At 54.3% G+C, this 18,986-nt stretch carries 28 protein-coding genes and 5 tRNA genes; 8 read left to right on the plus strand and 25 right to left on the minus strand.

The window, feature by feature from the left end; genetic code table 11:
* Positions 1–8 precede the first annotated feature (8 nt).
* The 4 genes from F7C11_RS04960 to F7C11_RS04975 all read right to left on the minus strand — a co-directional run bounded on the left by F7C11_RS04960 (position 9) and on the right by F7C11_RS04975 (position 3,903).
* The gene (locus F7C11_RS04960) at positions 9–1,361 is read right to left on the minus strand and encodes an NAD(P)/FAD-dependent oxidoreductase (protein WP_297091534.1); all 1,353 of its coding nucleotides are present in this window, start codon (positions 1,359–1,361) and stop codon (positions 9–11) included.
* A 94-nt stretch (positions 1,362–1,455) separates the two neighbouring features.
* Positions 1,456–2,259 carry an S-methyl-5'-thioadenosine phosphorylase gene (gene mtnP / locus F7C11_RS04965; RefSeq protein WP_297091535.1) on the minus strand — a complete coding sequence of 268 codons (804 nt, stop codon included), beginning with the start codon at positions 2,257–2,259 and terminating at the stop codon, positions 1,456–1,458.
* Positions 2,260–2,300: 41 nt separating this feature from the next.
* On the minus strand, positions 2,301–3,602 hold the full coding sequence (locus tag F7C11_RS04970; RefSeq protein ID WP_297091585.1) for a hypothetical protein: 1,302 nt from the start codon (positions 3,600–3,602) through the stop codon (positions 2,301–2,303).
* 91 nt (positions 3,603–3,693) lie between these two features.
* Entirely contained in the window at positions 3,694–3,903 is a 210-nt protein-coding gene (locus F7C11_RS04975; protein WP_297091587.1) for a hypothetical protein, read from the minus strand.
* Positions 3,904–4,642: 739 nt separating this feature from the next.
* Here F7C11_RS04975 and F7C11_RS04980 point away from each other — a divergent pair.
* From F7C11_RS04980 to F7C11_RS05000, 5 genes are read left to right on the plus strand one after another with little or no spacing between them, the layout of a single operon-like run.
* Positions 4,643–5,989, plus strand: a complete 1,347-nt coding sequence (locus tag F7C11_RS04980; protein WP_297091537.1) for a signal recognition particle protein Srp54 — start codon at positions 4,643–4,645, stop codon at positions 5,987–5,989.
* A complete protein-coding gene (locus F7C11_RS04985; RefSeq protein WP_297091540.1) occupies positions 5,986–6,225 on the plus strand; it encodes an Lrp/AsnC family transcriptional regulator in 240 nt (79 codons plus the stop codon). The genes F7C11_RS04980 and F7C11_RS04985 overlap by 4 nt, the downstream gene beginning before the upstream one ends.
* Positions 6,226–6,229: 4 nt before the next feature.
* Complete coding sequence (locus F7C11_RS04990; RefSeq protein WP_297091542.1) at positions 6,230–6,730, plus strand: YkgJ family cysteine cluster protein; 501 nt, start codon at positions 6,230–6,232, stop codon at positions 6,728–6,730.
* Between the two features lie 54 nt (positions 6,731–6,784).
* Positions 6,785–7,501 (plus strand): phosphoribosyltransferase family protein, encoded by a 717-nt coding sequence (locus F7C11_RS04995; RefSeq protein ID WP_297091544.1) that lies wholly within the window; start codon positions 6,785–6,787, stop codon positions 7,499–7,501.
* 5 nt (positions 7,502–7,506) lie between these two features.
* The gene (locus F7C11_RS05000; protein WP_297091590.1) at positions 7,507–7,833 is read left to right on the plus strand and encodes a hypothetical protein; all 327 of its coding nucleotides are present in this window, start codon (positions 7,507–7,509) and stop codon (positions 7,831–7,833) included.
* Here F7C11_RS05000 and F7C11_RS05005 read toward each other — a convergent pair.
* Positions 7,819–8,271 carry an Lrp/AsnC family transcriptional regulator gene (locus tag F7C11_RS05005; protein ID WP_297091591.1) on the minus strand — a complete coding sequence of 151 codons (453 nt, stop codon included), beginning with the start codon at positions 8,269–8,271 and terminating at the stop codon, positions 7,819–7,821. The genes F7C11_RS05000 and F7C11_RS05005 overlap by 15 nt on opposite strands.
* Positions 8,272–8,338: 67 nt before the next feature.
* On the opposite strand from F7C11_RS05005, the gene F7C11_RS05010 reads away from it, so the two are divergent.
* Both F7C11_RS05010 and F7C11_RS05015 read left to right on the plus strand, forming a co-directional pair.
* Positions 8,339–8,416 (plus strand) — tRNA-Arg (locus F7C11_RS05010).
* Between the two features lie 215 nt (positions 8,417–8,631).
* Positions 8,632–9,387 carry a metallophosphoesterase gene (locus F7C11_RS05015; RefSeq protein ID WP_297091546.1) on the plus strand — a complete coding sequence of 252 codons (756 nt, stop codon included), beginning with the start codon at positions 8,632–8,634 and terminating at the stop codon, positions 9,385–9,387.
* On the opposite strand, the gene F7C11_RS05020 is transcribed toward F7C11_RS05015, so the two are convergent.
* Together F7C11_RS05020 and F7C11_RS05025 are read right to left on the minus strand one after the other, a co-directional pair.
* Positions 9,359–10,681 (minus strand): lipopolysaccharide biosynthesis protein, encoded by a 1,323-nt coding sequence (locus F7C11_RS05020; protein WP_297091548.1) that lies wholly within the window; start codon positions 10,679–10,681, stop codon positions 9,359–9,361. The two genes, F7C11_RS05015 and F7C11_RS05020, sit on opposite strands and share 29 nt — an antisense overlap.
* A gap of 24 nt (positions 10,682–10,705) precedes the next feature.
* A complete protein-coding gene (locus tag F7C11_RS05025; protein WP_055430124.1) occupies positions 10,706–11,005 on the minus strand; it encodes an FUN14 domain-containing protein in 300 nt (99 codons plus the stop codon).
* 110 nt (positions 11,006–11,115) lie between these two features.
* Between F7C11_RS05025 and F7C11_RS05030 the strand changes: the two genes are divergently transcribed.
* Positions 11,116–11,442 (plus strand): PadR family transcriptional regulator, encoded by a 327-nt coding sequence (locus F7C11_RS05030; protein ID WP_297091594.1) that lies wholly within the window; start codon positions 11,116–11,118, stop codon positions 11,440–11,442.
* A gap of 56 nt (positions 11,443–11,498) precedes the next feature.
* Here the strand turns inward: F7C11_RS05030 and F7C11_RS05035 are convergent, their stop codons facing one another.
* The 18 genes from F7C11_RS05035 to F7C11_RS05120 all read right to left on the minus strand — a co-directional run bounded on the left by F7C11_RS05035 (position 11,499) and on the right by F7C11_RS05120 (position 18,724).
* Positions 11,499–11,657, minus strand: coding sequence for a 50S ribosomal protein L40e (locus F7C11_RS05035; protein WP_012571071.1), 159 nt, complete (start codon positions 11,655–11,657; stop codon positions 11,499–11,501).
* Between the two features lie 57 nt (positions 11,658–11,714).
* Positions 11,715–11,802: transfer RNA gene (locus F7C11_RS05040), tRNA-Leu, on the minus strand.
* 40 nt (positions 11,803–11,842) lie between these two features.
* Positions 11,843–12,448, minus strand: coding sequence for a 30S ribosomal protein S2 (rpsB, locus tag F7C11_RS05045; RefSeq protein ID WP_297091551.1), 606 nt, complete (start codon positions 12,446–12,448; stop codon positions 11,843–11,845).
* 13 nt (positions 12,449–12,461) lie between these two features.
* Complete coding sequence (locus F7C11_RS05050; RefSeq protein ID WP_297091553.1) at positions 12,462–13,487, minus strand: hypothetical protein; 1,026 nt, start codon at positions 13,485–13,487, stop codon at positions 12,462–12,464.
* A 6-nt stretch (positions 13,488–13,493) separates the two neighbouring features.
* Positions 13,494–13,667, minus strand: coding sequence for a DNA-directed RNA polymerase subunit K (locus F7C11_RS05055; RefSeq protein ID WP_055430129.1), 174 nt, complete (start codon positions 13,665–13,667; stop codon positions 13,494–13,496).
* A gap of 21 nt (positions 13,668–13,688) precedes the next feature.
* Positions 13,689–13,766, minus strand: a tRNA-Pro gene (locus F7C11_RS05060).
* A 16-nt stretch (positions 13,767–13,782) separates the two neighbouring features.
* Positions 13,783–13,980 carry a DNA-directed RNA polymerase subunit N gene (locus F7C11_RS05065; RefSeq protein WP_088864100.1) on the minus strand — a complete coding sequence of 66 codons (198 nt, stop codon included), beginning with the start codon at positions 13,978–13,980 and terminating at the stop codon, positions 13,783–13,785.
* Positions 13,981–14,016: 36 nt separating this feature from the next.
* Positions 14,017–14,424, minus strand: coding sequence for a 30S ribosomal protein S9 (locus F7C11_RS05070; protein ID WP_055430131.1), 408 nt, complete (start codon positions 14,422–14,424; stop codon positions 14,017–14,019).
* A gap of 11 nt (positions 14,425–14,435) precedes the next feature.
* Positions 14,436–14,864: a 50S ribosomal protein L13 gene (rplM, locus tag F7C11_RS05075; RefSeq protein ID WP_297091562.1), complete on the minus strand. Its 429-nt coding sequence runs from the start codon at positions 14,862–14,864 to the stop codon at positions 14,436–14,438.
* Between the two features lie 6 nt (positions 14,865–14,870).
* Positions 14,871–15,236 (minus strand): 50S ribosomal protein L18e, encoded by a 366-nt coding sequence (locus F7C11_RS05080; protein ID WP_297091564.1) that lies wholly within the window; start codon positions 15,234–15,236, stop codon positions 14,871–14,873.
* A 68-nt stretch (positions 15,237–15,304) separates the two neighbouring features.
* Positions 15,305–15,392, minus strand: a tRNA-Leu gene (locus F7C11_RS05085).
* A gap of 1 nt (position 15,393) precedes the next feature.
* Positions 15,394–16,179 carry a DNA-directed RNA polymerase subunit D gene (locus F7C11_RS05090; protein WP_297091596.1) on the minus strand — a complete coding sequence of 262 codons (786 nt, stop codon included), beginning with the start codon at positions 16,177–16,179 and terminating at the stop codon, positions 15,394–15,396.
* Positions 16,180–16,207: 28 nt separating this feature from the next.
* The gene (locus F7C11_RS05095) at positions 16,208–16,630 is read right to left on the minus strand and encodes a 30S ribosomal protein S11 (protein WP_297091566.1); all 423 of its coding nucleotides are present in this window, start codon (positions 16,628–16,630) and stop codon (positions 16,208–16,210) included.
* Entirely contained in the window at positions 16,627–17,169 is a 543-nt protein-coding gene (locus F7C11_RS05100; protein ID WP_297091567.1) for a 30S ribosomal protein S4, read from the minus strand. The genes F7C11_RS05095 and F7C11_RS05100 overlap by 4 nt, the downstream gene beginning before the upstream one ends.
* Positions 17,170–17,179: 10 nt before the next feature.
* Complete coding sequence (locus tag F7C11_RS05105) at positions 17,180–17,629, minus strand: 30S ribosomal protein S13 (RefSeq protein WP_297091569.1); 450 nt, start codon at positions 17,627–17,629, stop codon at positions 17,180–17,182.
* Positions 17,630–17,668: 39 nt separating this feature from the next.
* Positions 17,669–17,755, minus strand: a tRNA-Ser gene (locus F7C11_RS05110).
* Positions 17,741–18,328, minus strand: a complete 588-nt coding sequence (locus F7C11_RS05115; protein WP_297091571.1) for a class I SAM-dependent methyltransferase — start codon at positions 18,326–18,328, stop codon at positions 17,741–17,743. The genes F7C11_RS05110 and F7C11_RS05115 overlap by 15 nt, the downstream gene beginning before the upstream one ends.
* A gap of 93 nt (positions 18,329–18,421) precedes the next feature.
* Entirely contained in the window at positions 18,422–18,724 is a 303-nt protein-coding gene (locus tag F7C11_RS05120) for a hypothetical protein (protein WP_297091573.1), read from the minus strand.
* Positions 18,725–18,986: the final 262 nt, after the last annotated feature.

The raw sequence follows: 18,986 nt of genomic DNA on the forward strand, positions 1-18,986 counted from the left end.
AGGGAAAATCACGTCCTCAGCTTCGCCAGGGCATCCTCTGCCGCCTGGAGTACCGGATACGCCACAGGAGACGCCGTGAGGAGCGGGTGGGTCGCTATCTGCAGAGTGTAGAGCTCGCTCGCGGTAAGGCGTTTCTGTATCGCCAGCGCGAGGATGTTTATCATCTCGCCCACGCTCTCCCCACCGGCTATCTGGGCGCCGAGTATTGCCCCCCTGTCACGGGAGAATATCAGCTTCGCCGTTATCATAGACGTTCCCGGAAAGACCGCGGGATGCTTGTCAGGAGCCTTTCCGTAGCCAACTATGACCTCAAAGCCCTCTTTCCTCGCAGCCTCCTCCGTAAGGCCGGCCGCCGCGAGGGTCAAACCGGCAACGTGGGTGGCGTAGACGCCTATTGTTCTCCTGTTTTCCCTCACTATCTGGAGTCTGAAGAGATTGGCACCGGCTATTCTGGCCTCAAAGGTTGCCGTTGAAGCCAGCATAAGGGTGTACGGCTTCCCAGTGAAGAAGTCCCTGTGCTCCACGCAGTCGCCAACCGCAAAGATGTCCGGATGGGAAGTCCTCATGTACTCGTCGGTCCAGATGCCGTAGCGCGTCACCCTGAGACCGGCCTTCACGGCAAGCTCGACGTTTGGCCTGTAGCCGATGGAGAATATCACGAGGTCGGCAGGAAGCTCGGTGCCATCAACCAGCCTGACCCTCTCGACCCTTCCCCCTCCGAGGAGCCTCTCAACGTGACCGTAAACGATGTCAACACCTGCCTCGCGGAGCCTATTTTCCGCCATTTCGCTGAACTCCGGATCAAAGGAGTTCCTGAGGAGCCTGCTTCTGACTACAAGGGTAACGTTCTTTCCGAGTTTTCGTATCTCGTCCCCCACCTCAAGGGCTATGAACCCGCCGCCGATTATAACGACGTTTTCCGCCTTCTTCAGCCTCTCCTTAAGCCCCTTTAGGTACTCGTAGTCCTTGGGTATGGTGTGCACACCCTCAAGGTCAAACCCAGGAACCTCTGGGAGAACCGGTCGGGAGCCCGTGGCTATGACGAGCTTATCCCACCGAACCTCCTCCCCTCCCCGGGTCCTTACGAGCTTAGCCTTGGGGTCTATGTGGGTCACCTCGTCCACAAGAACGTCTATTTCCGCAGGCTTGAAGAACATGTCGAGGGGGATTATGTCTTCATCGATGCTCCTGAGCGACCCGAAGACGTACGGAATGCCGCAGGAGATTATGCCGACGTCTTCCTTTTTGACCACCAATATGCTCTTGTCTGGATAAAACCGCCTCGCGGCGAGGGCCGTGGTTATTCCGCCGGCGCTCGCGCCGACAACTACAACATCGTACTTCATCATTTCGAAAATCACCACTAACGTCTCCACTCAAAGGTTTTAAACAGTTTCGTTATCAAACTCAACTGGATGTAAGCAGTATCAGTGAACAAAAAGTAGAGAAGGGGCGTCACTCCCCGGTCGCGCCCTTCAGGGCGTCCTTGCAGGGGCAGTGCCTCTCCTTCGGTATGTACTTGATGGACTTCATGAGGAGGTACTTTATCTCCTCGCTCTTTTTGGCCATCAGCTCGACTACCTCGGTGTGGGTGAGCTTCTCCCTGCTTATCCCCGCGGCAAAGTTGGTGACTATGGCAACACTGGCGTAGCACATCTCAAGCTCCCTGGCGAGGGCTGCCTCCGGGCACTGGGTCATTCCGACGACGTCAGCCCCGAGTATCTTAAGGGCCCGTATCTCAGCCCTCGTCTCGAAGCGCGGCCCTTCCATGCAGGCGTAGGTTCCCGTCGGGTGGTATTCAAACCCAAGCTCCCTCGCGGCAGTTATCAGTGCCTTCCTCAGCTCAGGGCAGTAGGGGTCGGTGAAGTCAACGTGGGCCACGAACTTCCTGTCGTGGGGGCTATCATCACCGTCGTAGAAGGTGTAGTGCCTCGTCTTGGTGAAGTCGAGTAGCTGGTCGAGAATGACAAAGTCCCCCGGCTTCATCGCCTCGTTGAGCGAGCCGACCGCTGAAGTCGAGAGAATCCTCTCGACGCCGAGTTCATAGAGCGCCCAGATGTTGGCGCGGTAGTTGATCTTGTGGGGGGGAACGCTGTGCCCCTCGCCGTGCCTGGCCAGGAAAGCTATCTCCTCGCCACCGTACTCGCCTATCTTCACCCTGACCTTTCCGTAGGGAGTGCTTACGAACTCCTCCCTGACGTTCTGGAGCAGCTTCGGGTCGTAGACTCCGGAACCTCCAATAATTGCTATCCTCGGCATGGTATCACCTGAAAAGGAGAAACGGGGGAGGGCTTAAAACGTTAGTGCTTTTCCCAGAGAACCTTCTGGTGCTCCGCCCTTTCTTCGATGTCCTCGCTGACCTCTCCCTCGGCCTGCAGTTCCAGTATCTTCGTGAGGATCTCGCTGAGCAGCCACGACCCCCACTTGGGGTCTTTAACTTCAAGGGCGGCATCTATGGCCCCGTCGATGTCCCCGGATTTCAGACGGGAGATAGCTATGCTCCCGAAGGCCAGAGAGCGTAGGTAGTTGCCGCGGACCAGCTGGGCAAACCTGAGCGCCTCATCGAACTCGCCGAGCTTCGAGAGGTACGTAACCACCTTAACCAGGATCGTGTTCTCCCGGGTGCGCTCTCCTATTGTTCTGACCAGGGACAGGTATTTGGGATGAACCTGTTTCGAGAGTAGCTGATCCATTATAACCCCCGCTATCCTTTCGAACTCTTCGCCTTCCAGATATCTCAGGAGACCCGAGAGAACCCCCTCCTTATCGACCGAGGTCTTGACGATGCCCTCCAGGATGGAGAGCCTCTCGTCAGGATGCACCCGTTCAAGGATTCTCATGACAAAATCCAGCTCTCCCTGATTACCTAGGCCAATTAGGAGAGACCTCAACACGTCAAACCCCGTATCCGAGGACATTCCCAGTGCAATATCCACGAACTTTTCGTACGTGGCGGTCGGCACGTCGGAGTTCTTGAGGTAGACCGCGACCTCCTTCATTGCCTCCCCAAGCCAGTACTCACTCTTGAGCTCCGAGAGAACCCTGATGGCACTTCCAAACTCCTCACGTTTTAGATGCTCCTTTATTGCCTCTATGGCGGCTATGGAGTGCCAGGGCTCGTCGTCTATCTGCTCTATGATGAGCCTTGCCCTGCGCATATTGCCCTTCTTGAGGTAGACCCTGAGTATCTTCAGGAACAGGTCGTTTCGCTTTACGGAGTCCTCAACGTCGGTGGCATAGAAGAGTGCATCGTCGGGCATATCCAGCTCCAGGAGGCGAATGACCAGCTCTTCCAGGAGATCGTCCTTCAGGGGCTCTGGGAAGGTGAGGATGGACTCGTAGGCCTGATGGAAAACCTTCTGAGAGGTCTTTGCATCCGTCCTCTTAAGGTACGTCCCTATCTCCACAAGGGCTTTGACCAGAAGAACGGGGTTCTCGATTGATGCGGCAGCATTGAAGGCGTATTTAAAAGCGGTCTTATACTCTGGCTTTTTGGCGCGGTACATGTAGTAACCAATTTTAGCGTACGTGACTGCCCGGAGGTACTTATCCCTTATATCAGAAGCTAACCGGAGGGCCTCGCGATAAACGTCCACAGGCATTATTTTCACCGGGAAAATTTACGATATGGGAGTATTTAATTATTTCCAACAACCAGAGCAGAACACAAAAGGTTAGTCAAAAAACGAAAGTTCAGCCGAGCTCGTCATAAACAACTCCGACGACCTCTCCGTCGTCGAGCGAGACAAAGCTTACCTTGGTCTTTTTGCCGCTCTTGGGGTCTACCACAACGAAATCTGGCTTGGACAGGTACTTACTGGCGGGCATCCTCCAGACATCGCCGTAATGGGCCCTAAGCTCCTTCAAAAATCTTTCCGCATCACGTCTAATAACGGTTGTCATCGATATCACCACCAGTATATACTACTTTAAAATATAAAAAGCTTTCCCATAGACATTCGTCAAAGATAATATCGACAATCGCCTAAAATTTTGGCCGTATGCAAACCATCGCTCCCCGAGGAACGCCAGCTATACTGTCGTCTCCGAGGTCGTTTAAAGTCTCAAAATTTCCTGTCCCTTTGCAATTATTACGTCTGCCCCCTCAAAGAGCGGCGAAAATTCCTGTGATTCATACTCCTGAGGCGTTCCAGGAGCCTTGAGCCGGTAGGGATTATCCCTGTAACCTCGTGACATCACGAGCGATGCGTTCGTAGTGAATCCTCATCTACCACCAAGGGAAGATAGAAAAGGCCCTTAACAAATCAAGCCCTAAGCCTCTCGACGTATTCGAGCTCCTCCGGGATTGGGCTTCCCCTTCTCAGCATCTCCCTCACGACCAGGTAGCCGTAAAGCGCGGTCATCCACTCCATTTTCCTCACCCCTTTCCATTTCTTCCGGAGTGTCCAGCCATATTTTGAGCTTAAAAGCTTTTTTAGACCTTAAAATCCCATCTATGTCCACAAAATATCCGCAATCCCTTCAAAAAGCAGCGATGAAAGTCTTCGAGATTAAATGTACAAAAATAGACAATTTAAAGACCGGAGATGGTTCTTCTTTTGTTAAAAGAGTACATTTGGGCAGGGCACTGAAACCCAACCGTTTATAAACTTTGGAGACTCCATCACTACGGTGGGAGAAAATGGCCTTAGAAAAGCTAGGGAAGGCACTCAACAATGCCCTCAGGAAGCTTGCCCGTTCGAGCACCGTTGACGAGGCCACCATTAAGGAGGTGGTACGCGACATCCAGAGGGCGCTCATCCAAGCCGACGTTAACGTTAGGCTGGTTCTCCAGTTAACAAAGACGATAGAAAAAAGGGCGCTTGAAGAGAAACCTCCCGCAGGGGCATCAAAGAAGGAGCATATAATCCAGATAGTTTACGAGGAGCTTACAAAGTTTCTCGGAAAGGAAGCCAAGCCCCTCGAAATAAAGGAGAAGCCGACCATCCTGCTCACCGTTGGTATACAGGGTTCGGGTAAGACCACGAGCGTGGCAAAGCTGGCGAGACATCTCCAGAAGAGGGGTTACAAGGTGGGCCTCGTCTGTTCGGACACCTGGCGTCCCGGTGCCTATTACCAGCTCAAACAGCTCGTTGAGCCATTTGGAATAGAGGTCTTTGGCGATCCCGAGGAAAAAGACGCCGTGAAGCTTGCCCGCGAGGGTGTTGAGTACTTCAGGGGCAAGGGTGTGGACGTCATAATAGTCGACTCCGCGGGAAGGCACAAAGAAGAAACCGGTCTCATCGAGGAGATGAGACAGATAAGCGAGGCAATAAAGCCCCACGAGGTGATCCTGGTCATCGATGGAACCATTGGCCAGCAGGCACACAGTCAGGCACTCGCGTTCAAGGAAGCAACACCGATAGGCTCGATAATAGTCACCAAACTCGACGGCTCCGCCAAGGGTGGTGGGGCACTATCCGCTGTGGCAGCGACCGGAGCGCCGATAAAGTTCATCGGCGTAGGGGAGAGGATAGACGACCTGGAACCCTTTGACCCCAAACGCTTCGTGTCCAGACTCCTCGGAATGGGTGATATAGAGGGACTGCTCCAGAAGCTTGAGGAGCTCCAGAAGGAGCAGGAGTTCAAGGAGGAAGACCTTGAGAAGTTCCTCAAGGGCAAGTTCAACCTAAAGGACATGTACGCCCAGCTTGAGGCGATGCAGAAAATGGGGCCTCTCAAGCAGATACTCCAGATGATCCCGGGAATGGGCTACTCCCTGCCGGAGGACGCGGTTAAAGTCGGCGAGGAGAAGCTGAAGAGGTACAGGATAATAATGGACTCGATGACGGAGGAAGAGCTCGAACATCCTGAGATCATCAACTATTCGAGGATAAAGAGAATCGCCAGGGGTTCAGGAACAAGTACCCAGGAGGTCAGGGAGCTGCTCCACCAGTACAACCAGATGAAAAAGATGTTCAAGAGCATGGACAAGAGAAAGCTTTCTAAGATGGCAAGGAAATTTAACTTTGGAGGGTTTGGGATATGATCGAGGCCTTCGTGCTGGTTGTTGTTAGGCCCGGAACCGAGGAGAAAGTATACAACGCCCTCGCGAAGGAGGAGAAAATCAAGGAGATATACCGCGTCTATGGGGAGTACGACATCATACTCCGGGTGGAAGTTGAGAACATCCACGAGCTTGACAGGTTCCACGACGAGACTCTGAGGAGGATAAGCAACATAGAGATGACGGAAACGCTGATAGCCAGCTCGTACAGGGGGTGAAGCCTTGGAAAAGAGGTGGGTCGCCAGGATTCACCTCGATACCCTCGAAGTCGAGCACGACCCCTCTTTTAAATTTAAGTGCATCGAAAACTGTGGAAAGTGCTGCTACGAGCTTGAGATACCCGTTAGAGACGACGACATAGCTGGGATAGAGGATCTCGGCTACAACACCTGGGAATTCGTGGACTACGAAAAGATGTTCTACCGGGGGGACAAATTCCTCAGCTACGCACTCAAAAAGCGTCCCTTCGACGGCGGCTGCGTTTTTCTAGACCCGGAGACCTTGAAATGCAGGATATACGAAAAGAGGCCCCTGGCATGCAGGCTGTATCCCTTCGTCTTCGTAAAGCAGGGAAGTGTCATGGAAGTTTACGTCAAAATGGACTCCTTCTGCCCCGGCCTCAACCACCAAGATGGTGAAGCCATCACCAGAGAGTTCCTGCTGCGCGAGTACGAAGACGTCATAGAGGCCTACCGCAGGAAAGTTGTGAAGAGCCGGGAGTGACCGAAACATATTTATACATTTTCTTGTTAATTTTTGGCCACTGGAGGTGAGAGAATGAGTCAGCTAAAGTCGGTTCAGGAAAAGCTCAGGCTGGTCAGGGTGCTCAGACTGCTCAAAAAAACCTACACCTACGAAGAGCTGTCCAAGATAACCGGCCTCCCCATCACGGTGCTCAACAGGTACGTGAGGGGGAAGGTCCTTCCGAGCGCCGAGAGAACCAAGGAGCTCCTTGAGCTGCTCCTACCGTACATCAACATAGAGGAGGAAGTCAGGAGAAGGATAAAATTTGACGAGTACGGATTTTTTGACAACATGCCCGTGCTCAGCGATACCGCCCTCATGAGCCTCATCGCCGAGGAGGTGGCGGGCAGGTACATGGACAAGAACGTGGACAAGGTTCTCACCGCTGCGACCGACGGAATCGCCCTCGGTGTCCACGTGGCCAAAGAACTCAGTGTTGACGTCGTCTATGCCAAGAAAAAGAAGGAAGTCGGAGTCGAGAAGTTCTACGAGGTCAGCTACGTCCCGAGCGCCTCTGGAAGCGTAACCACCCTGTACCTCCCCCAGTGGGCGCTCAGAAAGGGCGAAAACGTCCTCATAGTTGACGACGTGATAAGGAGCGGTGAGACGCAGAGGGCCCTCCTTGAGATGTGCAGACAGGCAGGGGCAAAACCTGTGGGCATGTTCTTCCTCATAAGCGTCGGCGATGTCATCGACCACCTCAAGGAGGAGTACAGCATCCCCGTGGAGAGCCTCATAAGGCTGGAGTGATGCCGATGAAGGTGTTCATTTACAACGCAGATGGTCTGACCATACCGGTGGAGGTCGAGCTCGGCCTCCCCTTCAAATTCGTCTGTAGTGAAGAGGAATGCGGCAGAAAAGTCGTCATAGAGGGAGTTGTCAGGCTGGCCAGCGAGGATGAGTTTACCGAGATACTCGAAAGCACCATAGCAGAGAACTCGGACTTCAAAAAGATACGAGAAATAACCGCCAGGATGCTTGTATTCGAGGGAAAAGTCAACGGAAAAGAAGTGAAGCTTCCTGTTGAGAGCTTCGACGACTTTGCCAAACGCTTTTTGGACGAGGTTTTAGTCCTCCGTTAGCTTAAGCCTCAGGTCTTCCTTGACCACCTGCATTGCCACGCTCGTGTTCGTTTTTTCCACCCCATCCAGCGAGAGAAGCCATTTAACGAAGCGGTTCATATCTGCCCTGTCCCTAAACTTGGCCACTACAACTATGTCAAACTCCCCGGTGATGTCGTACACCATCACAACCCGGTCGTTGCGGGCTATTTCCCGTTCTATCTCAACTATCTTCCTGCCCTGGGCCTTAACCCCTATCACCGTGGTGAGGCCAAAGCCAAGCTTCTCATAGTCGAGAATCGGCGCAAATCCCCGGATTATTCCCTCCTCCTCCATCCTCTTGATGCGGTTGTACACGGTTCCTACGGCGACCTTCAGCTCACGCGCTATCTCGCGATAGGAGAGCCTAGCATTCTCCTGAAGCAGGGAGAGTATCCTGAGATCCAGCTCATCCACCATGCTCACCACCGGGAAGAATACACCGTAAACTTTAAATACCCTTCCCTTGGAGGGAATAGCGGGCAGAGGACCGGTAGCCTAGCTAGGATAGGGCGGCGGCCTCCTAAGCCGCAGGTCCGGGGTTCAAATCCCCGCCGGTCCGCCATAACAGCCCTTTTCTGGCAAAAGTGTTGGCGGAAAATCCCGTGCTTGCCACTTCCACGTGATGTTCTACAACGAAATGAGTTGAAGTGTTTTTCTGGATGCAGAGTCCCTGCTAAATGTCAGCCATGAATAACGTGGTGTTCCTCTTTCCCGAAAGATTTAAATATCCGCAAATTTTAGTTAATTTGGGTAAGAAAAAGTTGGGGGGGTGAGAAGATGGTGTACGTCGCGGTTCTGGCAAACGTTAACGGCAACCTCCCCGCCCTCGCAAAGGCCCTCGAAAAGATAGAGGCCCTAAAAGAGGAGGGCTACGAGATCGAGAAGTACTACCTCATTGGAAACATCGTGGGGCTGTTCCCCTACCCAAGGGAGGTTCTAGACACCCTCGACGACCTCATAAAGAACAACAAGGTCAGCGTAATCCGCGGCGAGTTCGACCAGGTTATATCGGAGAGCGACCCCCATGCCGAGGGCCCGGACCACATCGACCGTGTGAACTACCCCGAGCACGTCAAACTGGCCCTGAAGTACACGTGGGAAAAGCTCGGCCATGAGGGCAGGGAGTTTATACGCGACCTGCCTGTTTATCTGGTCGACAGGGTTGGAAAGAACGACATTTTTGGTGTCTACGGAAGCCCCCTCGATCCATTTGGGGGAAAAGTCCTTCCAGAGCAGCCGACGAGCTACTACGAGGCCATAATGCGCCCCATGAAAGACTACGAAATACTCTTCGTGGCCTCACCAAAGTATCCGGTCAATGCCATGACGCGCTACGGAAGGGTCATCTGCCCCGGAAGCATAGGGTTCCCACCAGGAAAGGAGCACAAGGCCACGTTCGCCCTTGTGGACGTTGACACACTTCACACGAAGTTCGTAGAGGTCGACTATGACAAGAAGCTCATAGAGGAGAGGATACGCAGGGAAGGCCTGCCCGAAGAGCTCGTCAGGATTCTCTACCACGGAAAGATTTGACCAGGGCAATTCCCTCCATTATTCCCCTTCTATCGTAGGCAAGGAAAAGCAGAAAACCCGCCAGAAGGGCGTACTTTGACAGAAAGACCAGGGACTGAAGGAGCAGTGCCGCAACCAGCGAGGCGTATATCGTGGGAGATACCTTGAGGAGACTCCTCGCGTAGTGGGCAACGCCCGCGAGTATAATACCGTAGCCGAGCATCAGACCCCCCATAACACCCACGGCCTCAAACGCCGGTATCAGATAGAACCACGAAACTAAAACCGCCAAGGCCCCAAGAAGTGCCACGAAGGTTCCTTTTTTAACGTAGGCTGTTGAATTCAGGGCAACTATGCTGGGATTGTAGGCTATGTAAACCTCCATCGCCATGAGGGCCAGGTAGAAGGCGGGGCCCACATCGAAGCCAAATATTGCCGAGAGAACCTCTCTGCCGAGCAGCATGAGAATGAACACTGCGATGCTGGTCACCAGTATCAGGAGGGTCGTTGTCTTCTCGGCGAGGAATTTGATATAGTCCTCCTCGTTTTTGCCGTACTTGTAGGAAAAGAGGGGCATTATGGCCGACTGGAGAACCTGGGGGAGATACGTCAGGAGAAAGGCCGCGGAGAGTATCGCGGACACCACGCCTGCAACCCCCGGGCCGGAGAGATATTCGCTCATGAAATAGGGGCCCTGTATCAGGAAGACACCCGAGAGGGTTCCCAGGAACGCAAACGCCGAATACGATATGAGAAGGCCCATTTCTTTCCTCCGGGGCTTTCCAATTAGGTCAAACCTCACCAGGTAGGCGGCGGAGAAGAGCGCAATTAACCCAAGGAAAAGCAGGTATGGAGCGAAGACGTTGGGGAGTAGAAACCCGCCAAGGAAACCCGCGAAAGCCAGTGTTATCATGTAGGCGTAGTGCTCTCCCCGGTGGATGCCGTAGAGGAAGTTCCTGAGGGTCAGCTGAATTCCCCTGAGCGTTGCAAGGACTCCCAGGTAGAGATTTACGGGAAGCAGGAGAAGGCCGGCCAGCGGGAGGAGGAACGAAGGCAGGGTTACTGAGCGTATCAAATCGGCTCTGCCGGCCCCCAAGAATTCAGAGGCGTATTTGCCAAGGGCTATCGCAAAGAAGCTCAGGGGTATGGCGACAAAGAAGGCCTGCGAGATAAGAGAGTTCGCCATCCCCAGCTCCTCAAGGCCAAAGCGCCTGGCGACTATTGCGCTGTACAGAAACCTGGTCAGCCCAGTGAGGCCCAGGGCAACCACCGATGCGAGCGAATGGCGTATAATGACCCGGCGCTCGTAGCTCATGGATGAAGAGGGAAAAGGAAAAATTTAACCTTTTTGGAAGCCCAGATAGAACCCCACGACAAACGCCCCAGTTCCAGGAAGTATCCCCAGAACTTTGTCGGACAGGCCGATTATCTCACTTGTCCATCCACTGGCAAGGTTGAACAGCCTGTCCTGGTTCACTGTTATGACACCCTTCTGCTGGAGCCAGAACAGACTCAGGACATAAGCCCCTATAAGGGCCAGTGCGAGCTTCATTAGTTTTTTCAGGGCATATCCTGTGACAAAACCCACAACGCCCCCAACCCCAATGTCACCCACCATTGCATTTACGTTGAACTCCATTTCAGTCACCTAATATCAGTCGTGCACTGGAGAATAAAACGTTTTTGCCAAAATGTTTAAATTACACGATTCCAAAATATTTCTAAAGCATAAAAGTAGGTGTGAAGGCCATGACGACCCCGATGGAGAGGCTCAAAAACAAGATAACGAAGGAAGTCCTGTGGCTTTATATCCTCAGGCTTCTGAAGGAGAGACCCATGTACGCGTACGAGCTCAAGGAGAGGATAAAGGAAGCCTTCAACTTTGAGCCAGCAACCGTCAGCTCCTACGTCGTTCTCTACAAGTTGGAGAAGGACGGATACGTTACCGCAGAATGGCAGGAGAGTGAGACGGGAAAGCCGTCGAGGAAGTACTACAAGCTCACCCCTGAGGGGGAGAAGCTCTTTGAGGAGGGCATAGCTTTTCTTGAGAACATGCTCTCAAAGCTCAAAGAGTAGCTTCCAATTTATGACCGAGAAAAGTGCAAAAGAGAAACCTTTGAGGGCTAAAGCCCTCAGCGTCCCATTCCACCGCGCGGCTCTCTCGCCTTCGGGCGGAGACCCTTGTAGCCGCACTTTCTGCACTTCTTGGCCTTCCACGGGTTAGTGGCGCCGCAACGCATGCAGATGTACTTCCTAAAGATTCTGGCCTCAGCCTCTGGGAATCTCGCCATCGTGATCACCTCATGATCTTAATCCAACACACCTATCCCCACGGACTTTTAAACCTTTGGTGCGGGGGACGGGATTCGAACCCGCGCAGCCCTGCGGCAGCGGATCTTAAGTCCGCCCCCTTTGGCCAGGCTCGGGCACCCCCGCGCGAGGGAGAGTAAAGCGAGGGGCGTTAAAAATCTTCCCCTCAGGTTCTGATGATCCTCATCTCAAAGTCCTCGACCGGGACCTTGAAGTCCTCCCTGCTCTCTATCTCCTTCCTGTTGTAGAGAACCTCCCTCGCGAGGATCCAGTAGATGAGCGCCAAAGCTTTCCTACCCTTGTTGTTGGTCGGTATGGCAACATCGACGTAGCTGAGGAAGTTCTCGGTGTCGACGAGGGCAACTATCGGGATTCCTATCTCTATGGCCTCCTTCATGGCCTGGTGGTCGGCCCTCGGGTCGGTGACTATGAGGACGTCGGGCTCCATGAAGTTCTTGACCTGCGGGTTGGTCATGGTTCCTGGCAGGAAGCGTCCCGGAATGGCCCTGGCACCGGTAACGTCGCCGAACTTCTTCACCGGCTTCTGGCCGTAGAGCCTGACGCTGACGGCGAGTATGTTGGCAGGATCGAACTTGGCAAGGAACTTACCGGCTATCCTGAGCCTCTCGTCGGTCTTCCTGACGTCGAGGACGTAGAGGCCGTCCTGCCTGACGCGGTAGATGAACTTCTTCATGTCCTGAGTCTTCTGCTGGGTGCCGATGTGGACACCGGCGGCAAGGTACTGGTCGAGTGGAACAAGGTATTCCTCCATTCTTCACACCTCCTCATCCTTCAAAGGTTATTATCCTACCCCTTTCACCCAAATCTTCGGCTATTCTTATCAGCTCGTTCAGCTTGGCGATGGAGTCCCCCCGGAGCACCATCGCCGGGCAGCGCAGACCCACCGCGAGGTGGGCCAGTGCCTCGTCGGAGGACTCGTAGCGAGCCTCCGCGAGGATGGGGGTTATCCTCTCCGACTTCGCGTCGTTCACGAGGTTGTATAAGTCGGTGAGCGTGCCCAGGTTTATCGGCTTTATTGACAGGGCGTTGTAGTAGCGCCTGTCGAGTATATCCTTCTCGCGGAAGAGGTGCTCGCCGTCAACGAACACCTCGTGGGTGCCGGCTATCAACTCAAGGAACAGCTCCTCGTCGCCGAGGGGCTTTATGTAGGCCACGTTGTTGTCCTCAACTATGGAGAGCACTTCTTCCATCTCCATCGGGACCTTCTGCACGAGGCCGAGGGCAACCTCAAGGCCGAGCTCGTCGGTGGCCTTTTCTGTTGCCGCTGAAAAGGCTCCCACGGTTCGGTCTCCCGCGTGCTCAATGACCTTGTTGGCGGCGTCAACGACATCGGTTATCTCCATGAGGTCACGAACCATCACGTAGTAGTCAAAGGCCTCGTCGCCAGCTATCTCCAGTATCGGGACGGGTAGCTCGGTCGTAAAGGTGCCGCCGATATAGCTGTAGAGGGGCATCCTCTTGACGCTCGCTGCGGCCTTGGCGACTGCTATTGACACCGCCAGCGCGGTGTTGGCCCCGATATGGCTGAAATTCTCGGTGCCGTCTATCTCCCAGAGGTAGCTGTCTATGAGCTCCTGCTCGCTGGCATCGAAGCCTATCAGCTCGGGCCCGATTATCTCGTCAACCTCGCTCACGGCACGGTGGGCCTCGGCTATGTACAGGCTCGGGTTCTCGTCTATGGGTGCGGCAAATCTCCCAAAGCCCGAGCTGGTTATGACGTCCACCTCGACGGAATATCTGCCCCCCTTGAGCACCGCGACCCTGCCGATTACGTTCTCTATCACGGTCATTTTTCATCAGCTCGGCCTGATTACGGTGAGTGGGATTATTCCCTTCTCAAACTCAAGCAGCGCGGCGTCGAGCGGCGTGATTCCTTCCGGGACGTCGATGAGTATTGGCGCACCCATCGCTATCTGGAGGGCCCTCGCTCCAATTATACGGGCCTTTTCAAATCTCGTGTACCTGAACATTCCAACCACCCGTGCAAATTTTGGTGGGGCCGCCGGGATTTGAACCCGGGTCTCCGGCACCCCAAGCCGGGAGGATAGACCAAGCTACCCCACGGCCCCCCAGAAATGTGGTTTTTCAGTATACCCTGTATACCATTACCTGGTCTATGAGCTCGACGTGGCTCAGCAGGGTTCTCCTGCAGCAGTACCTCTCGACCCCGAGGTCGTCGAGGACCTTCTCGGGATCCTCGCCCTTCTCAACCCGGGCCTTGAACTCGTAGTATTTGTCTCCTATGACCTTTCCACACGTGAAGCACCTGACGGGGACTATCACCCGTATCACCTTCTCGAATGAATTAAAGGAAAGCCATCAGCGGTAGGATTTCTGCCTCTTGGCCCTTGGACCCTTCGTTGAGCGGTTGGGCTTGTGCGGCTCGGTGCGCCTGCTGTCCCCGACGAGCATGGTTCTGTCGTACTTCATAAACTTTTCCTTGAGGTTCATGTCGTTGGTCCACTCGACGAGCGCCCTGGCTATGGCGACGCGCGCGGCCTCTGCCTGTCCCATGAAGCCTCCACCCTCGACCTTGACGTCTATGTCGACCTTGCTGACTATCTCCTCGCCCGCCAGAACGAGCGGCTCCATGATGGTGAAGCGCGCTATCTCGGGCTCGATGATCTCAACCGGCTTGTGGTTGATCCTGACGCGGCCCTTTCCTTCCCTGATGGTGGCCCTCGCAATGGCCGTCTTTCTCTTACCAGCAGTCTGGATGACCTTCATCTTCTCTCACCTCAGAACTTTCCACCGAGGAACTTGGCAACCTCGCCAACGGTAACGTACTTTGGCGTTGCAAGCCTCGACATGTGGGCCTCGATTATGGTCTCAAGCTCCTTACCCTCGAACTCCTTCGGAACGCCAGCGTAGACCTTGAGCCTCTTGAAGGCCTTCCTTCCGCGGTCGGTCTTCCAGGGGAGCATTCCCCTGACGGTTCTCCTCACTATCTCGTCGCTCCTCTTCGGGTAGAACGGACCCCTCCTCGGGTTGGTTCTGGTTCTCAGCTCGGTCCTCTGCTTGTACTTGGCGAAGATGTCCTCCCTGTTGCCGGTGATGATGGCCTTGTCGGCGTTGACTATGACAACCTCCTCGCCCTCAAGGAGCATCTTGGCGACCTTCGAGGCGAGCCTTCCGAGTATGAGTCCTTCAGCGTTAATTATCCTCATGGCCCATCACTCCATTATGATTACTCCACTACCCTTCGGGTTCCTCTCAATGAGCTCCTCAATGGTGAGGACCTCTCCACCGGCCTCGACTATTTTCTTCTTTGCCGTCTCGCTGAACTTCCAAGCCGCAACGGTGACCTTGTGCTCAAGCTTTCCTGCACCGAGGACGCTTCCGGGGACGATGACGACGTCGCCCTCCTTGGTGTAACGGTTGATCCTGCTGACGTTAACCTCGGCCCTCTGCCTCCTAGGCCTCTCAAGGCGCCAGGCTATGTCCTTCCATATCTTAACCCCTTCCTCATTCGACTTCTTTCTGAGGTAGCGGATGAGCCTCCTCAGGTTGATGTCAGTGGGTCCGGTTCTCTTGACCATGAACATACCTCCTTAACGCTCTCTCGCAGGTGGGAAACCGACAGATCCAACGGGGTGAGCGTAAATACTGGTGCGGGGGCGGGGATTTGAACCCCGGAACCCCTACGGGACGGGACCCTGAATCCCGCGCCTTTGACCAGGCTCGGCAACCCCCGCGTCAGTCGGACGCTAATTTATGGAGTTCGCTTATAAATCTATCGCTCTTCCTCATGAGGATTTTGAGGGCTATGGCCACGATTTCCTCAACGGGGAGCTCTCCGTTGGTCTCGACGGTAAACACGAACGTCCCGGGAACTACCTCTTCCCGTATCTTGTCACCCTGATAGGCCTCGAATTTCCTTGGGAGGTAGAAGGCCTTTGTGGTAGTTATGATGAGCTCCTCATCGGTCTCCTCAACGGGAAGACCGCGCCTCTCGGCAAGATTCTTGAGCTCTTCCCAGTCGGGAACTTCCTTGCTGACGTGTATCTTCGTGAGGTACTTGTAGTAGACAAAGCCCGGCTGCCACTTGGCGTGATCCTTTCCGCGTCCAAGCCTCGCGTAGGCGTTGAGGGTAAGCCTCTGCCCCTCGGCGAGCTTGACTATCGGGATGTCCGGGTTGGCGGGCTTGACTCCCTCATCGTCGCTCTTCAGGTCGCCGGAGTAAACCATTCCCGGCCCCTCAGCCTCAAGGGAGAGCGTGACCGTGTAGTCCTCAAGCTCAAGGGAGTCGAGTGAAAACCTCTCGACCGGGGTGGTGAGCGGAATCATCGCCAGTCTGTGGGCGATTATCTCGTCAAAAAGGGCCGAATCGTTCTCGAAGAACTCGACCTCGTCAACTGCGAAGGTAGGAACCTCGGCGAGGATGGTTCTCCTCAGAGCGTTGGCGAAGGGAACGTCAACTCCCTCGATGATGAACTTAATCGAGTCCTCCCTTTTCTCAAGAATCTGAAACTTTGGCTCCATCGGCATCACCAAAAAAGAAGTTGTGGGGTCAGACACGCCTGCCCCTTCTTCCGCCCTTCGGCCTTGTGCCGTCGTGCGGAATCGGGGTGACGTCCTCAACCCTTCCTATCCTAAGACCTGCCCTGGCGAGGGCACGGATGGCTGCCTGGGCACCCGGTCCGGGGCTCTTGCTCTTGCTTCCTCCCGGGGCGCGAACCTTGATGTGAACGCCGACGAAGCCCTTCTCCATAGCCTCTTCGGCGGCCCTTCTGGCGGCAATCATGGCCGCGTACGGGGAGGGCTCGTCCCTGTCTGCCTTGACGACCATACCACCGCTCCACCTGCTGACGGTCTCGGCCCCGGTGAGGTCGGTGATGTGGATGATGGTGTTGTTGTAGGAGGAGTAGATGTGGGCAACTCCCCACTTCTCCTTCTTCTTAAGGTTAACCTGCTGCTGAACTTCCTCACTCATGAGGCCTCACCCTGCTTAGCCTGTTCAATAACCATCCTCTCGGGGTGGCTCTCCTTGGCGAAAGGAGAGGTCTTCGAGTACGTTATGGCGTCTTCCTCCTCCCTGAGGACGAGATATCCCGGAGAACGGATGATCTGTCCGTTGACCTCGATGTGGCCGTGGACTATGAGCTGCCTGGCCTGCCTGATGGTCCTGGCGAGGCCCTTCTTGTAGACGAGGGTCTGAAGGCGCCTGTCAAGGACATCCTCAACGGTGAGTGAGAGAACGTCATCCAGGACGGCATCGGCCGGGAGGAGGCCCAGCCTGTTGAGCCTCTGGAGGAGCTGGACCCTCTCGATCTCGGCCTGCTTGCCGCGGGCTGCAAGGAGGCGCCTAGCCCTACGCCTGAACTCCTTGAGCTGGGTCTCGTGGCGCCAGAGCTCCTTCTTGTTCTTGAGGGCGTACTTCCTCATGAGGACTCTCTCGCGGTCGAGCCTCTCCTTAATCCAGGGGTGAGAGGGAGTCTCGTACCTTTTTCTCTGTCTCTTAGGGTCTCCCATCTAAACCACCTCACTTCTTCTTCCTTCTCACGCCAATCGTGGTGCCGTGCCTGAAGTTCGACCGGGTCCTCTGTCCGCGGAGCGGAAGACCGAGCTCGTGCCTTATGCCGCGGTAAGCCCTGATGCGCCTGAGCCTGTTAACGTCCTCACGCCAAGCCATGACGAGCTTGGCGGTGATAAGGTGCATGTCCTTGCCTGTCTCGTAGTCCTTCGGCCTGTTGACGGCCCAGGCGGGTATGCCGTGGGCAACCGGATCCTCAAGGATCTTCTCTATGGTCTTGACCTGCTCGTCGGTCAGGTAACCGGTCTTCATGTACGGGTCTATTCCTGCAACCCTGAGCACCATCGTAGCGAAGTTTATGCCTATACCCCTGATGCCCGTAAGGGCCCATCTCAACTGCTTATTTCCGTCCAAATCAACTCCCGCTACACGGACGATGTGTCTGAAGTTGTCCGTCATTACGAATACACCTCCATCTCAATCCTTCATAGAGGATTTTGGCGCCGGGACGGGGATTTGAACCCCGGTGTCCATACGGACACGGGCTCTCAAGGCCCGCGCCATCCCAGGCTAGGCGATCCCGGCATACACGCGGTAGCCGCTCCCCTTCGCCAGCTCTCTCACTTCGGTGAAGTGGTCATTCATTAGAGCCTTAATATACTTTGCCCCCTGCTTCGTCTTGATAACAAGTTGCAGGAGGCCTCCATCGTTGAGATGCCGGGGAGCGTTTATAACTATTTCCCTCAGCACTTCCTTTCCCGCGTGCACCGGGGGATTAGTGATGATTGCGTCGAACTTTTCGCCCCTAACGGGTTCGTAGAGGCTTCCCCATCTCACCTCGGCGTTTCTAACGCCGTTGATTTTTAAATTTTTCCTCGCTATCTTGATGGCGCGCCTGTTAACGTCGGTCATCACCACGTAGTCAACGAAGCGGGAAGCGACTATGCCTATTGCCCCGTAGCCGCAGCCGAGGTCGAGGACGCGCCAGTCATCGTCGAGCACCATGTTCTCTATGAGTAACTCGGTCCCCCTGTCGAGTTTCCCGAAGGAGAAGACTCCACTGGCTGTGATGAACCTGAAGCACTGACCCCTAAGGCAGACCTCTATCGTCTTGGTTTTCAACGGCGTGCCTGGCTCTTCGGAGTAGTAGTGGCCCATGGTTGGGGGTAGGGGGAGGGGTTTATAAAAGATGGGGAACAGACTCGGGTTATCCAGTTATATGGCTGATGTCATTTAAAACCACTAAAGCTTTTAATTTGCCCCACGAGATAAATTATTGTCGTCGTTGTGACTCCTATGCCACATACCCAGCGCAATCATAGATAGTGTTATCACCGGCAACATTACCATGAGCCAAGTTATTTGAGAATTAACGGAGATCAGCCCAAGTTCCAATAGTGCAGCAAGTAGAAACGCAGTACCCATGGCAATATATCCAAATTCGTAAGCCATCTTGAGTTTCTTTGTTTTGGTATGTTTTATTTTTTCATTATGAACAAAATCAAATATCCAGATTGCTAAACATATTAAAGCAATCCACGCCCAGACACCCATAGGACTTCACCTCCATACCTGGATATGCAAAATAAAAATATAAAGCTCTATGCGTAGGTGCAGGATAGGGTATATACACCCGCTATCGTCAGGCATACTTTCCAATACCCACATAATGCTCTTGTACTTGTTGTTGCTGCCAGTAACCCTGCAATACACCCAATACCAGTTCCACACTCTGCAACGATAGCAACTAGTGAAGCATATGCATATATATAGACGTAGTATATTGGCATTAGACCAGTTGGTCACTATAGTATAT

The sequence above is a fragment of the Thermococcus sp. genome, assembly GCF_015521605.1.
GTDB lineage: Archaea > Methanobacteriota_B > Thermococci > Thermococcales > Thermococcaceae > Thermococcus.

Excerpts from the sequence above, each read along its gene's own strand:
- F7C11_RS05115 (WP_297091571.1), bottom strand. The coding sequence starts at position 18,328 with ATGGGCCACTACTACTCCGAAGAGCCAGGCACGCCGTTGAAAACCAAG.
- F7C11_RS04985 (WP_297091540.1), top strand. The coding sequence starts at position 5,986 with ATGATCGAGGCCTTCGTGCTGGTTGTTGTTAGGCCCGGAACCGAGGAG.
- F7C11_RS05120 (WP_297091573.1), bottom strand. The coding sequence starts at position 18,724 with ATGGGTGTCTGGGCGTGGATTGCTTTAATATGTTTAGCAATCTGGATA.
- F7C11_RS04970 (WP_297091585.1), bottom strand. The coding sequence starts at position 3,602 with ATGCCTGTGGACGTTTATCGCGAGGCCCTCCGGTTAGCTTCTGATATA.
- F7C11_RS05020 (WP_297091548.1), bottom strand. The coding sequence starts at position 10,681 with ATGAGCTACGAGCGCCGGGTCATTATACGCCATTCGCTCGCATCGGTG.
- F7C11_RS05025 (WP_055430124.1), bottom strand. The coding sequence starts at position 11,005 with ATGGAGTTCAACGTAAATGCAATGGTGGGTGACATTGGGGTTGGGGGC.
- F7C11_RS05000 (WP_297091590.1), top strand. The coding sequence starts at position 7,507 with ATGAAGGTGTTCATTTACAACGCAGATGGTCTGACCATACCGGTGGAG.
- F7C11_RS05005 (WP_297091591.1), bottom strand. The coding sequence starts at position 8,271 with ATGGTGGATGAGCTGGATCTCAGGATACTCTCCCTGCTTCAGGAGAAT.
- F7C11_RS05050 (WP_297091553.1), bottom strand. The coding sequence starts at position 13,487 with ATGACCGTGATAGAGAACGTAATCGGCAGGGTCGCGGTGCTCAAGGGG.
- F7C11_RS05095 (WP_297091566.1), bottom strand. The coding sequence starts at position 16,630 with ATGAGTGAGGAAGTTCAGCAGCAGGTTAACCTTAAGAAGAAGGAGAAG.
- F7C11_RS05035 (WP_012571071.1), bottom strand. The coding sequence starts at position 11,657 with ATGGCGAGATTCCCAGAGGCTGAGGCCAGAATCTTTAGGAAGTACATC.
- F7C11_RS04995 (WP_297091544.1), top strand. The coding sequence starts at position 6,785 with ATGAGTCAGCTAAAGTCGGTTCAGGAAAAGCTCAGGCTGGTCAGGGTG.
- F7C11_RS05055 (WP_055430129.1), bottom strand. The coding sequence starts at position 13,667 with ATGTTCAGGTACACGAGATTTGAAAAGGCCCGTATAATTGGAGCGAGG.
- F7C11_RS05080 (WP_297091564.1), bottom strand. The coding sequence starts at position 15,236 with ATGGTCAAGAGAACCGGACCCACTGACATCAACCTGAGGAGGCTCATC.
- F7C11_RS05015 (WP_297091546.1), top strand. The coding sequence starts at position 8,632 with ATGGTGTACGTCGCGGTTCTGGCAAACGTTAACGGCAACCTCCCCGCC.
- F7C11_RS04975 (WP_297091587.1), bottom strand. The coding sequence starts at position 3,903 with ATGACAACCGTTATTAGACGTGATGCGGAAAGATTTTTGAAGGAGCTT.
- F7C11_RS04980 (WP_297091537.1), top strand. The coding sequence starts at position 4,643 with ATGGCCTTAGAAAAGCTAGGGAAGGCACTCAACAATGCCCTCAGGAAG.
- F7C11_RS05070 (WP_055430131.1), bottom strand. The coding sequence starts at position 14,424 with ATGAAGGTCATCCAGACTGCTGGTAAGAGAAAGACGGCCATTGCGAGG.
- F7C11_RS05100 (WP_297091567.1), bottom strand. The coding sequence starts at position 17,169 with ATGGGAGACCCTAAGAGACAGAGAAAAAGGTACGAGACTCCCTCTCAC.
- F7C11_RS05030 (WP_297091594.1), top strand. The coding sequence starts at position 11,116 with ATGACGACCCCGATGGAGAGGCTCAAAAACAAGATAACGAAGGAAGTC.
- F7C11_RS05090 (WP_297091596.1), bottom strand. The coding sequence starts at position 16,179 with ATGGAGCCAAAGTTTCAGATTCTTGAGAAAAGGGAGGACTCGATTAAG.
- rpsB (WP_297091551.1), bottom strand. The coding sequence starts at position 12,448 with ATGGAGGAATACCTTGTTCCACTCGACCAGTACCTTGCCGCCGGTGTC.
- mtnP (WP_297091535.1), bottom strand. The coding sequence starts at position 2,259 with ATGCCGAGGATAGCAATTATTGGAGGTTCCGGAGTCTACGACCCGAAG.
- F7C11_RS05105 (WP_297091569.1), bottom strand. The coding sequence starts at position 17,629 with ATGACGGACAACTTCAGACACATCGTCCGTGTAGCGGGAGTTGATTTG.
- rplM (WP_297091562.1), bottom strand. The coding sequence starts at position 14,864 with ATGAGGATAATTAACGCTGAAGGACTCATACTCGGAAGGCTCGCCTCG.